Source organism: Limisphaera ngatamarikiensis (assembly GCF_011044775.1).
In the GTDB taxonomy this organism is placed as follows: Bacteria; Verrucomicrobiota; Verrucomicrobiia; order Limisphaerales; family Limisphaeraceae; genus Limisphaera; species Limisphaera ngatamarikiensis.
Genome location: NZ_JAAKYA010000029.1, coordinates 88,811 through 100,972, shown reverse-complemented (window position 1 = coordinate 100,972; position 12,162 = coordinate 88,811). Strand labels below are relative to the sequence as shown.

Annotated in this window: 9 protein-coding genes; 1 reads left to right on the top strand and 8 read right to left on the bottom strand. The window is 65.5% G+C overall.

The genetic code is table 11. From position 1 onward, the window contains the following. Positions 1–259: 259 nt before the first annotated feature. Complete coding sequence (locus G4L39_RS05075) at positions 260–3,736, top strand: MFS transporter (RefSeq protein ID WP_205880794.1); 3,477 nt, start codon at positions 260–262, stop codon at positions 3,734–3,736. An 81-nt stretch (positions 3,737–3,817) separates the two neighbouring features. Here the strand turns inward: G4L39_RS05075 and G4L39_RS05070 are convergent, their stop codons facing one another. The 8 genes from G4L39_RS05070 to G4L39_RS05035 form a co-directional block, all read right to left on the bottom strand. Next, positions 3,818–4,264: an acyl-CoA thioesterase gene (locus G4L39_RS05070; protein ID WP_165106407.1), complete on the bottom strand. Its 447-nt coding sequence runs from the start codon at positions 4,262–4,264 to the stop codon at positions 3,818–3,820. 416 nt (positions 4,265–4,680) lie between these two features. Next, positions 4,681–4,947: a 30S ribosomal protein S18 gene (gene rpsR, locus G4L39_RS14960; RefSeq protein WP_165106405.1), complete on the bottom strand. Its 267-nt coding sequence runs from the start codon at positions 4,945–4,947 to the stop codon at positions 4,681–4,683. A gap of 6 nt (positions 4,948–4,953) precedes the next feature. Next, positions 4,954–5,121, bottom strand: coding sequence for a 50S ribosomal protein L33 (rpmG, locus tag G4L39_RS05060; protein ID WP_165106404.1), 168 nt, complete (start codon positions 5,119–5,121; stop codon positions 4,954–4,956). A 6-nt stretch (positions 5,122–5,127) separates the two neighbouring features. Further along, positions 5,128–5,592 carry a TraR/DksA family transcriptional regulator gene (locus tag G4L39_RS05055; protein ID WP_343203302.1) on the bottom strand — a complete coding sequence of 155 codons (465 nt, stop codon included), beginning with the start codon at positions 5,590–5,592 and terminating at the stop codon, positions 5,128–5,130. A gap of 312 nt (positions 5,593–5,904) precedes the next feature. Next, on the bottom strand, positions 5,905–8,214 hold the full coding sequence (locus G4L39_RS05050; RefSeq protein ID WP_165106401.1) for an ATP-binding protein: 2,310 nt from the start codon (positions 8,212–8,214) through the stop codon (positions 5,905–5,907). Beyond that, complete coding sequence (locus G4L39_RS05045; RefSeq protein ID WP_165106400.1) at positions 8,211–9,434, bottom strand: chemotaxis protein CheW; 1,224 nt, start codon at positions 9,432–9,434, stop codon at positions 8,211–8,213. Before G4L39_RS05045 ends, G4L39_RS05050 begins: the two co-directional genes overlap by 4 nt. A gap of 88 nt (positions 9,435–9,522) precedes the next feature. Continuing rightward, positions 9,523–11,103 carry a methyl-accepting chemotaxis protein gene (locus G4L39_RS15530; RefSeq protein ID WP_343203301.1) on the bottom strand — a complete coding sequence of 527 codons (1,581 nt, stop codon included), beginning with the start codon at positions 11,101–11,103 and terminating at the stop codon, positions 9,523–9,525. A gap of 484 nt (positions 11,104–11,587) precedes the next feature. Beyond that, on the bottom strand, positions 11,588–11,752 hold the full coding sequence (locus tag G4L39_RS05035; RefSeq protein WP_165106397.1) for a hypothetical protein: 165 nt from the start codon (positions 11,750–11,752) through the stop codon (positions 11,588–11,590). Between the last annotated feature and the right edge of the window lie 410 nt (positions 11,753–12,162).

The following is a 12,162-nucleotide window of genomic DNA, read 5'->3' as shown; positions in this document are numbered from 1 at the left end:
TCATGCCCCCGGCCCATGCGGATACCGCGGCGGCGTGTCGGACGAAGTGTCCGTACGGCCCGCCAAGGTTCGTATGCAACCCGGTTTCGACGCGGAGGAAAGCGCATCGCGCCCACACCTCCGGAAGCGCGAACGCGACCTTGCGCCGGCCATTTCATGCAACCTGCGCGGGTCGCCGCCCGCAACTTCGGGATGCAGCCCCGGCGCCACATCGCCATGGCGCACCGGTCATGCAAGACATGGCCCCTGAGAAACGCCGATGAACGCCATGCCTGACGCGCCCCCCAACCTCGCACTCAGCGCCGGGGCCCGGAGTCGGTGCGGTTTCTGGGCCCTTTGGATCACGCAGTTCCAAGGCGCGTTCAGCGACAACCTGCACAAGTTCCTGGTTTTATACCTGGCTCTGCGACTGGGTCTGCCGCCGGAGCGCGAGCATGCGTTGGTTCCCCTGGTGAACGCCCTTTTCGCCGTACCGTTCCTGTTGTTTTCCATGACCGGTGGGTGGTTGGCGGACCGGTTCAGCAAACGCACTGTCTGCATCGGAGTGAAGCTGGCGGAGGTGGCGATCATGGGGCTGGCCACGGTGGCCCTGGCCCATGTCTCCATTCCCGCGATGTTGGCGGCGGTGTTTTTGATGAGCACGCAAAGTGCGTTGTTCGGTCCCACCAAGTACGGTCTGATGCCGGAGCTGTTGCCGGAGTCACGGTTGTCCTGGGGGAACGGTCTGCTCGGCCTCGGGACCTTCCTGGCCATCATCTTGGGAACGATGGCCGCGGGCGGTTTGATGGAACTGTGGGGCCGCCGGCAGGTTCTGTCCGGATTCATCCTCGTCGGTCTCGCCCTCCTGGGCACGCTGACCAGCCTCGCCCTCCCGCGTGTGCCCCCGGCCAATCCGCAACGCCGGTTTCAATGGAATCCGCTGGCCGATTTCTGGCAGCAATGGCGTCTGGTGCGGACCGACCCGGTCCTCACCGCTTCGGTCCTGATGGTGAGCTTTCTATGGTTCCTGGCCGCGCTGTGGCAGCCGGCGCTGATTTTTTACTGCCGGGACGTGCTCGGTGGCGGTGAACTGAACACCAGCCTGCTCCAGGCCGGCATGGCGGTGGGAATTGGTTTGGGAAGCCTGGCCGCCGGTTTCTTGTCCGGAGGCCGGATCGAACCCGGTCTGGTCCCGTTGGGCGCATTGGGCATGGTCACTGCGGCTCTGGTGTTGGGGTTGGGAATGGTCCGGTTCACCGACGCTTTGATATGGGTGGCGTTGTTGGGCTTTTGTGGCGGTCTGTATCACGTGCCCTTGAACGCACTGTTACAGGCCCGGCCGGATCCCGGCCGACGCGGCGGTGTCCTGGCGGTCTCGGCGTTTCTTTCCTGGGTTGGGATCGTGGCCGCGAGCGGGCCGGTTTATTATCTGCTGACGCGCGGCTTGGGCCTGGACTCCCGTGGGATTTTCGTGACCGGGGCGCTGCTCACCCTCGTTGCCGTGGCCACATGGATTTGGATGCGGCCGGAGGTGATGATCCACTTTGCGCGCTGGGTCCTGTTACGGACGTTGCATCCCCTGCGGGTGCTGGGCGGACACCACGTGCCCAAGACCGGCGGGGCTCTGTTGGTGTGCAACCACCAGTCGCTGGTGGATTGGCTGCTGTTGATGGCCGCGGTGGATCGGCCGATCCGGTTCCTGATGGACCGACGCTTTGCCGAGAACCGGTGGCTGCGGAGGTTTGCACGGGCGCTGGAGGTCATACCCGTGGCATCCCGGGACGGTCCGCATGCCCTGGCAAGGTCCCTGGAAGCGGCGCGACAGGCGTTGTGCGCCGGCCAGGTGGTCTGCCTTTTTCCGGAAGGTCAGATGACCCGCACAGGGCATCTGCTGGGCTTTCGGCGCGGGTTGGAGCGGGTGGTGCGGGGCACGGGCGCTCCCATCATTCCGGCGGCCATGGAAGGGGTCTGGGGTGGCCCTTTCAGTTTCCCCCACCGCCGTTACGGGTTCCGGTGGCCCCGTCGCTGGATCCAACCTGTGACCGTCCTGTTTGGCACGCCGCTGCCCGATGCCACGCCGGCGGCGGAAGTTCGGCACGCTGTGGAGGTGTTGTTGTCCGAGCTCTGGACCCTCCACGCGCAAGGTTATCCCCCGCTGCAACGCCGGTTTGTCAGGACAGCCCGACGACATCCCTTCCGTCTGGCAATGGCGGACGAGCGGCTGGGCGGCGTGACCTTTGCCCGGGCGCTCGTTGGAGCGGTGTTGGTGGCCGACCGGTTGCGATCGCATTGGGCCGGCGACGAAAGGGTGGGCGTGTTATTGCCGCCCTGCGTGCCGGCTGGGCTGGTGCACTGGGCCGCCCTCCTGGCCGGCAAGGTACCCGTTTACTTCAACTACACTCTCGACCCGGGCACGTTGGCCCACTGCATCCGCCTGGCAGGTGTCCGGTCGGCGATCAGCTCCGCGCGGTTCCTGGAAAAAGTCCGGATCGAGATCCCGGTGCCCGTGCTGACGCTGGAGGATCTCCTGGCCCGGGTTCGGCCCCGGGAAAAACTCCGGGCCATGATGCGGGCCTGGCTGTTGCCGACTCCGTGGTTGGAACGCAGCCTCCGGGACCGTTCCGCAAGGATGGCAGGCCCTCACCAGCCGGATCGACCGGCCACCATCATCTTCTCCTCCGGATCCACCGGCGAACCCAAGGGCGCCGTGCTCACCCATGCCAACATCCTGGCCAACATCGAACAGGCGGCGCGGATCATCGATTTTCATTCCCGGGACCGGTTGCTGGGCGTATTGCCCTTCTTCCACTCGTTCGGTTTCACCGTGGGCGTGACCCTGCCGGGCGTGCTGGGTCTGGGCGTCGTGTTTCATCCGAATCCACTGGATACACGGGCGCTGGCCCCGTTGCTGCGACGGTGGAAGGTGACAATCCTGTTGAGCACGCCCACGTTCCTCCAACTCTATATCCGCGGATTCGAACCGGAGGACGTGCGGAGTTTGCGGCTGGTGATCACCGGTGCTGAAAAACTGCCCATGCGCGTGGCCGAAGCGTTTGCGGAACGGTTCGGAATCCGACCCCTCGAGGGGTACGGCTGCACCGAGTGCGGTCCCATCGTGTCGGTGAACATTCCCGATCTTGTTGGCCGCGGCCTTTATCAGCAGGGGCACAAACCGGGCAGTGTGGGCCGGCCGTTGCCCGGGGTGACGGTGGCGGTGCGAGACCCGGAGACGCTCGAGCCCCTGCCCATCGGCCGGGAAGGAGTGTTGTGCGTCCGTGGACCCAACATCATGCCCGGCTACTGGCTGCGGCCCGACCTGACGCAGTCGGCGCTGCGGGACGGTTGGTATGTCACGGGCGACATGGCCCGGGTAGACGAGGAAGGTTTCATCCACATCACGGACCGGCTGGCCCGGTTCAGCAAAATCGGCGGCGAAATGGTGCCGCACGTCCGGGTGGAAGAAGTGTTGCACGAGCTGGTGGGTGCAACGGAACGAACCTTTGTGGTAACCGCCGTGCCGGATGAAAACCGGGGGGAACGACTCGTGGTCCTTCACCGGCTGGATTCTGAGTCCCTGCAAGTCTGCCTGGAACGGCTGCGGGCCACCCCGCTGCTGCCCAACCTCTGGAAACCGCGTCCCGAACACTTCCATCGGGTCGAAACCTTCCCCACCCTGGGCAGTGGGAAACTGGATCTGTTGCGGTGCCGCTTGCTGGCGAAGGAACTGCTCCTCCAACCTACCGGGGCCGGTGCGTGACCCGGGTGCATTAAGCAACGGCCAGGGGTGAGCGTTCCACTCATGGACCTCCCCCACCGCGGCGGCCAACCAGTCCAAGCCCTACAACGCTGCGCGGACGGGGCGGACCGACCCGGGCCCGGTGGAGAATCGTGCCCGCACCTCGGGCCCCACCTCGGTAAGACGGCCGGTACGCCGATCCAGCGGACACCAGAGGGTCCGCACACGTACTAGGAGCCGCCCATCACGGGCCCGAAACATTTCCGTCCAGCGCTCGAACCGAAACCGCGACGCCGCACCCACACGGGTGACGATGCGGATTTCGTCTCCCAGACGGGCCGGGTGTTTGTAATCCACTTCGTGGCGGAGTACCACCCAGATCAAGCGCTCCTGTGCCTCGGGCGACGCCTCCGCCTGCCAATGGGCCACGGCCACATCCTGCGCCCATCGAAGGTAGACCACGTTGTTGACATGTCCCAGCGGATCAATATCCGCCGGTTCCACTCGAACCCGTGACTCGTACGGTGCCACCGTGCGGAAGGTTTCCATGGCACAAAGGACGCCCCGCGTCTTTGCTCGGGAAGCAGACCACGAATGCCCCCGGGCGTCGAGCCTTTGTTCAGCCCGCCGAGCGGATCGGCCTGACTGCCTTCAGGGCCGTCCAGGGCTCGTAGATGCCTCCGCCGGGGTCGCAGCTACAGCCCGACACCTGGACGCACAAGAGACTTGCGGAGGGATACAAACGCGCCGGCTGGATAAAGCCAACGACGTCCGAGCCCGGCACGGTGGGGCCAAAGAAATGCGACGAAAGCACCTGTGGATCCAGCCGGTGCAGTAGCCCGAAGGGAAAAATGAACTCAAAGAAACGCCACACCGGTGGGTGAACCGGCGTGGCAGGTGCAAAGTCGGACCGATCCACCCACCCTCTGCGGGTGTGCAAACCAGTCGCTGTGCCGGCCGACCGCTCAGCGCATTAGCAGCATCTGACGGGCCCGCTTGATGGCCCTGGCCAGGCGCCGCTGATAATGAGCCGGCAGACCGGTGTACTTGCGCGGCAAAATGCGCCCCTGCTCGGTCACAAACTGCTTGAGCAGGTTGACGTTTTTGTAGTCCAGCGCCTCGATGGGAAAGTCCACCTTGGCCTTGGGCCGGGCCTGACGCCGCTCCAACAGTGCCACCATCGGCGGCACTTCACCTCGACGGTCGGATTCCAGATGCGTTTTCCGCGGCATAGCTGGTCACTTGATCTCGCGATGAAGCGTGTGACGGCGGAGGAACTTGTTGTACTTGCGCAGTTCCAACCGTTCCGTCTTGGTCTTTTTGTTCCGTGTCGTAATGTAACGCGAGGGCGGTTTGCCTTCCTTGGCCGCCTCGGTGCATTCCAGAATGACGATCTCTCGCGGCATGGATGACTACTCCCGGTCGCGCAGTTTGTTATCTTCGCCTTCTTCTTCGTTGGTTTCAGGCTCGGTGGGCGCAACAAGGTCAAGGGAACCCAGCGAAGCCAACCGGCGTTGCTTGGCCAGGCCGCTGCGTTCCAGCTGCGCCTGAGCCTCCACAGTGTATCGGGCCCAGGGAATCGCGTCCAGACGGGCCTTGGGGATCGGTTTGCCCGTCAACTCACAGATCCCGTAGGTGTTTTTCTCGATGCGCTTGAGGGCAGCCTCGATCTCGTAAAGGGCGTCCTGGTCGGAACTGAGCAGACTCAGGGCAAAGTCCCGGTCGAAATTGTCGGTCCCCGTATCCGCCATGTGGAGACTGTAGGTGGGCAGTTGTTGGGCCGATTCCTTGGCCAGCCCATCCCGCTGTTTCAACAACTGCTCGCGCAGTTCCAGCAGGCGGTTGTAGTACTTGACCCACTCCGGCTTGATTTTCACCGGAGGCGTCCTGCCCCCGGCGGCCGGCGCAGTTCCGAGAATCACATCTGCCGTGGCCGCTGTCCGGACCTTGGCCGGCGCGGCTGCCTTGTTCGTATTTTTCTTTTTTGCAGTCACGGTTTCAACACAGTGAACCGTCGGCTGTTATGCACGTCGTGTCCGTCCCCGCCGGGCACTCCTTCCCGGAAGGGCGGGGGAATCTACCAGATTCTCCATCGGACGCCAGAGCAAAATCTATAGCAGGAAAAAGTGCCCCTGGCCAGAGCGACAAGATGGATCCAGCTGCGGCGGCCGGTCGGAGTGGTCCCATGGTCAGGCGGGCGTCAGAAACCGATCCACAGCCGCGGCAATCGCCCCGGGTTCAAGCGCCTCCCCCTCCAGACAAGCATTCGCACCGGCCTCGTAGCAGAGGGCGTTGGTTCCGGGGTCCATCCGACGATTCATCAGCAGAACCGGGATCCGGAACCATCGGGGATCACGCCGGAGTCGTCGGGTCAGTTCCAGGCCGTCCATCCCGGGCAGCGCGGTCGTCGCCAGAACCATCGCATAGGATCGGGTCCGCACCGCCCGCCAGGCTTCCCAGCCGTCCCGGGCCTCGTCTGTTTCGTAACCCCGGGCTGTGAGGGCGCTGCGAATTCGATCCCGTTCCACGGGCGATCCGTCCACCACCAGGACGCGTCGGTCCGCCGGCGTCTCCAAGGGGGTCGCTGCCGGCCCGGCCGTCGGAGCTTGTCCGATCGCCTCGCGCAATGCCTGGCGGCCCATCCACAAATCCCTGAGACCTGAGGTCGAAAGCACCAGGACCGGCCGGCCGTCCTCCAACACGGCTGCGCCAGTAACCCCGGGCAAACCCTGCAGCAGCGGGTCCAACGCCTGCAAGGTCAACTCCTGCTCGCCCAGACAATGGTCCACCTGCCAGGCACAGGCCTCGGGCCCTTCGCCCGCCACGACCAACCACCAGGGCGGCGGTCCCACCCAGCCGCGACCCAAACCCAGCACCTCCTCCAAGGAAACCACGGGCACCGTTTCGCCGTTGAACTGCAACAAGGCGCAGCCCGCCGACGAAAGCTGTTCCAGCCGGTGCAACCGCATCAAGCGGCGCACCTGCGGCAGGGGAAACGCATAAAGTTCACCAGCCGTTTCCACCACCACGGCCCGGATGACCGACAGTGTGAGAGGCAGGTGCAGGACGAAGGTGGTGCCGCCGCCCGGTGTGGTGTTCACCTCCACCTCCCCCCGCATTTCCCGGATGGTCTGGCGCACCACGTCCAGACCAATGCCGCGACCGGAATCCGCCGTCACAGCCGGTTTGAGCGTCAGCCCGGGTTGAAAGAGGAAATGCAGCAGTCGCGCAGCAGGGAGCGATTCGGCCTGTTCCGGCGTCAGTTGACCCGATTCGATCAACCGCCGACGCAACGCGGCCATGTCCACGCCGCGGCCGTCGTCCGCCACACGCACGCAAAGTTCATGAGGCCGCAGTTCCGCTTCCACGCGAACGATGGCCCTCGACGGTTTGCCGGCCCGCACCCGTTCCTGCGGCGGTTCGCATCCGTGGTCCACGGCATTCCGTACCAGATGCAGCAACAGCTCCTCCACACGTTCCAACACGGCCCGGTCCACACGGACCTCACCACCGCTCACCACCAGGGTCACCTCCTTGCCGCCGGCCCGGGCCAGATCCCGAACCAACCTCGGCAACCGCCGCGTTGCCTCGGCAAAGGGACGCACCCGCGCTTCCAGCACCGCCAAATACAGCCGGTGCGACCACTGGGCACAGCGTTGTTCGTAAGCCCCCAGCAGCTCCGCACAACTGTCCAGTTCCCGACCGCACGTCCGCCATTCCTCCCTGAATCCCTGCAACAGTTCGGCCGCGTCGGCGCCCCCCGAGGACCACGCCAGCTGGTGGTCGAGCCCGTCCAACAGCGCACCCGCCCGAAGGTGCCGCAGGCGCAGTTCACGCATCCGTCCCAGGAAGGGTCCCAACCAGCGCGCGTCGGCGAAAATCTGCGACGCCAGCCGGAGCAACCGGTCCAATTGCGCCTGTTCAGCACGTCCCGCCGCGCTGCAAAGGGCGGAACCGGAAGCGTGAACGGAAGGTTCGGCCGTGTGGCCAGCCGAGTCTCCGGGTTTCACCGCCGCGGGGCGAGGCGTCTGAGCCTGAGTGGACGCTGCCGGCCCGGCAGCAGCATCCGGAGCTGCAAGTCTCTGCAGTTCAGCCCAGACCGGACATCCGGCCAGCGAATCGGTTCCGACCCCATCCGGTCGCAGGCAGGTCGCCTCCCGAGCCAGCACCTGGATCCGGTCCGCCGCGTGGATCAACACATCCACCAACGAGGGCGTCACAGTCAATCGCCCGGCCATGACCCGGGCGAGACACTCCTCCATCGCATGGCTCAGCGAAACGATCGCCGACAACCCCACCACACGCGCAGCCCCCTTCAGGGAATGAAGCACCCGCATCAGGTCCCGGACGGCCTCCCGATTCGCCGGGGCCTGCTCCAGCTCCAACAAACGCTGAATCACCCGGGCCAGCTGGGGTTCCGTTTCCCGCCGAAACAACTCCAGCAGCACGGTGTCCCCTTCCGGATCCGGTGCAGCCGGCGAAATGTCGTGCCTGTTCATGACCGATCCCAAATGCAGCGCAGTTGCCCCGGGTCCAACCACCCCACCCAGCGGCCTTGATGCATGAAATAGCTGCCGGGCAACCCGCTTGCACGGGGGCCGAGCCGTCCCGACGGCCCCTTACCCACCTCACCCGGAACCCGGGCCAATCCCAACACGCGATCGACCGGCCACGCGGTCAACCGACCCTGCAGCTCCCAGATCACCACCCGCGGCCCCACGGGCCCGCCCGGAGCCGGACCGGGTTCGGGCCGTCGCAACAACGTGCGCAACGAAACGCAAGGTAGCACCAATCCGCGCCACTGCACCACCCCACAGATCGGTCGTTCCCTCCCCCCGGGCACGCGACGGAACGGCAAAGGTCCGGTCACCTCCACGATGCACCGGGCGTCCATCGCCCAGCATTCTTCATCCAGCTCCCAGAGCAAAACCATGCAACGCGCGGGCGGCACTGCCCGGCTGGCCGGCGGTACCACGAGCAACGCGTCCGTCCCGTCTGGGCAAAGCCGCTCCAACACATCCATGGCAGCGCCGTGAAACACGTCGCAGTCGCGACAATCACAAACGCGCGACAGTTCCGGGCAGGAACGATCCCCCCATGACCCCCACCTTCGCCAACAATCGCCCGCACGTCGGGCCACCCGGCCGGTGGTTGTCGCCATTGCGGTGGACCGGTGCAAACGTTTCCCACCGCCTGCCAGTGGATCGGGCGATTCTTGGAAGTCCGGTAACGGCCGGGGCGCAGCCGGATCGGGCGGGAATGCGGGTCGGGGTGGAGCCGTCAGAGCGCCCTGACGGACGGATTCCGACCACGTGGACTCGGACAGCCAGTACAACACGCCATGGCCGTCCAACAGCGTGGCGCAGTGTACAGTCCCGGTACCCAGCACCAACTGACCCGTTACGAAATCTTCGGCCCGATAGCGGGCAACCCCCGTAACCCGATCCACCAGCCAGGCCGCCAACCCTTTGCGGGAAGCCTGCAAATCGCTCCGCGGGATCAGCACGTGGGCGTGCCCGGGCCGGGGAGACGACGTCCCCCACCACAGCCCGGCCAGGTCCAGCACAGGCCAAAACTGACCGTCCCACCGGACCCAGCCCACCCATGGGAAGTGATCAGGCCCGGCCGGGACCACGCTACGGGCCGGCACCACGGCAGTGAGCACCCGCGCTTCCACGCCGAATCGTCGCCGACCACACTCGAATTCCACCAGTTTCATGGCCAAGTCCCGGCAGGCCACTGGGCCGGAACGTCCGGGTTCCATTTCAACAATCCCCCGGCGCCGGCCCGCCCGGTCCTCGATGCTCTCAGCTTCCCCCGTGCCGCGGCTCGGGTGGTCCTTCAGACTCGACCTTTTGCTCCGGCCCGGCCGGTACCGGCTCCGTTTGAAGCCCACGACAACACCCGGCCAGTTGCTGTGAGAGGCGTTGGCCCTCCTCCCACCACCGCACCGTTTCCTGGCAGGCCGCGGAGAGCTGCTCCCAGAGCGCACAGCAACGGTCCAGCTCGATTCGCACGGCCGGTACATCCCCACCCATCAAATCGCTGGCCACGGCCTCCGGGCCGGCGGCCCGGCCCTCCCGGTTTTCCGAAGGTTGTTGCGCTTGCACGCAACGGGACAACTCTTCCAGCCCTTCCAGGCCGGCATCCACCTGGAGCCGCAGTTGCTCCACCGCCTGTTCGATCTCCCCTGCAGCGACCGCGGTCTGGTCGGCCAACCGGCGTATCTCGCCCGCCACCACGGCAAAGCCCAGTCCAAACTCGCCCGCCTTCTCCGCTTCGATGGCCGCGTTGACGGCCAGGAGCTGGGCCTGATCGGCCGCTTTGATCACCGTCATCACCGCACGCTGCACCGCGTCGAGGACATGCGGCATTTGTGCCAGCCGCGTTCGGACCGGTCCCACCCCGCCGGTGGACGCAGCTCCGCCTCCCGGGGAGGGATTCATCGGTTCACCATTCGGGAAAACTTCAACCAATGGAACCGGCTGCGCCGGTTCCCCAGCGCGGAGGCGCCTGTCCCGAAATTGCGCTTCCAATGCGCGCAGCGAGGCACCAGCCTGGGCGCAAAACTGCCGGATCTCTTGGAGGTGCAGTCGACCGCGGCTGTGCCAGGCTTCCCAAGCCCGCTGGAGCTCCTCCAGACAAGCCCTACTGTTGCGCGAGGACCGGACCCAATCATTCCAGCGGGTGCACCACTGCGCCATCGAAGCCGCCACGGACCGCCAGACGACATGCGAGTCCACAGGCCACGGAGACGTCACGTCGCCATATTCCCACCGGCGCAGTCGGTCCTGCCACGCTTCTGCAAGCAACCGGAGCCGAAGCCGTCCGGCCCGCCACAGCAGGACACCGCCTGCCGCACACAAACCCGGGCTGATCCACAAACCCGTGTCCCACCTTCGCAGCCAGCGGTCCCAGCGTGCCCGGACACCCGGCCATCCCGCCGCCCAATCCAGCCGCCATTGCTGCGCCCGCCCAACCGCCTCGGAGTGAAAAGCGGCATACGAACCAACCGCTCCCGCCGCCTCTGCTGCCCCGGCCGCACTCCCTGCCCGCACCCGGGCCATTGCAGCGGCCCAGTCGCGGCTCAACGACTGGACCGTGCGGAAGGCCCTATCCAGGGACGCCGGCAGTCCCGGCTGTTCGGCCAGGCGCGACCACGCCTTATTCCAATCCCGCACCCACGGAGCCGGATCGGCTGGCGGAACGCCGCCGGTTCCAATGTCCTGCAACAGACGTCGGCCCTCCTGCTCCAGCCTCACCAGCATCAGATCGGCCTCCATCCCCAACCGTTCCGCATCCCGATACGTGCGCTCCAATCCGGCACGCTGAACGGCCGAGATCACGCCCAAACCCAGCCCCAAAACCATCAGCAGCCAGCCCGCCACGCAGGAAACGACATCCGCGGACCTCCGGTCGCGAGGTTGACCAGGGGATGTTGAGGAAGGGGTCATCGGATACGCTCAAGGGCTTGGTTCCTGCTGTCTGCCACGGACCATGTCGCCACGTTGTTGCAGGTGTAGAGCCCGATCCTGACGCGGGCTTACACCCCCAGATTGAGCCTCCCAAGGTCCGGTTACAAGCCTGTTTTCGAACGATTTGGCGACGGATTATAGACACCTTGCAAACAGGCAGCCCCAGGTTCCAAGGTTACCCAACCCGGAGCTCTTGCCGAAGCGCCTCTTCAAAAGAGCCGTGCGTGAGCCACCCGGCCCTGCGCCCCTGTCAGAGCACGCCCCAACAATCCATGCCGCCGACCGCCCCCCGGACTCAGGCTTTTGGAGTCCCCCAGAGTTTGCCCCAAAAAACGCCGGGGCCACGCTCAAGTTTGCGTGGCCCCGGTCCACCCACCGTCCTTACACGCTCATCGGCTCAGGCTGTCTCTTCCGAAAGCCAGTTGGCCAGATTCAGATACGACTTGATTTTCCGGCGTTCGTACCGATGTCGCAGGGCCTTTTTGGGCTGGTGCTGAAGTTTGCGAAACGGGGGTTTGGCATCACGCACAACTTCAGCCATGGGTTCGGCATGCTTTTTCATGGGGACTCCTTCCAGGTTGGGTTGCAGACGAAGAGACGGTTGCCCGGTCGGAACACCACCGTTCCCTCCCACCCCGGTGTCCCATCGGTCAACCGCCAATGCTTCCATACTCACCGATTTGGACCGGAGCACCGGCTGCGCATTCAATTTTTTCCGGCCGCCGCGTCTCTGCGAAGGTCGGAGTCGGAACACGCACCCGCGCCCCATGTCCGGCCGATTCGCTCATCGGCCGAACTCCAAAAGTACTTTAGCTCAAAACCGCCACGACTCCACCTACCGCCGCTCCCCTCCACCCCAGGTGCGATTTCCCACCAAAACCACCCCGCCCCCGCTTCGAGGTGAACGGGTTGCGGAGCGAGTCCCGGGTCGTAAACGCCCCGGTTGCGTACCGGACACAAGCGCCGGCAACC

Bases quoted from the DNA above. Each gene is read 5' to 3' on its own strand.
- G4L39_RS05070 (WP_165106407.1), bottom strand. From the start codon at position 4,264: ATGGAAACCTTCCGCACGGTGGCACCGTACGAGTCACGGGTTCGAGTG.
- G4L39_RS05050 (WP_165106401.1), bottom strand. From the start codon at position 8,214: ATGAACAGGCACGACATTTCGCCGGCTGCACCGGATCCGGAAGGGGAC.
- G4L39_RS05035 (WP_165106397.1), bottom strand. From the start codon at position 11,752: ATGAAAAAGCATGCCGAACCCATGGCTGAAGTTGTGCGTGATGCCAAA.
- rpmG (WP_165106404.1), bottom strand. From the start codon at position 5,121: ATGCCGCGAGAGATCGTCATTCTGGAATGCACCGAGGCGGCCAAGGAA.
- G4L39_RS05075 (WP_205880794.1), top strand. From the start codon at position 260: ATGAACGCCATGCCTGACGCGCCCCCCAACCTCGCACTCAGCGCCGGG.
- rpsR (WP_165106405.1), bottom strand. From the start codon at position 4,947: ATGCCGCGGAAAACGCATCTGGAATCCGACCGTCGAGGTGAAGTGCCG.
- G4L39_RS05045 (WP_165106400.1), bottom strand. From the start codon at position 9,434: ATGAAACTGGTGGAATTCGAGTGTGGTCGGCGACGATTCGGCGTGGAA.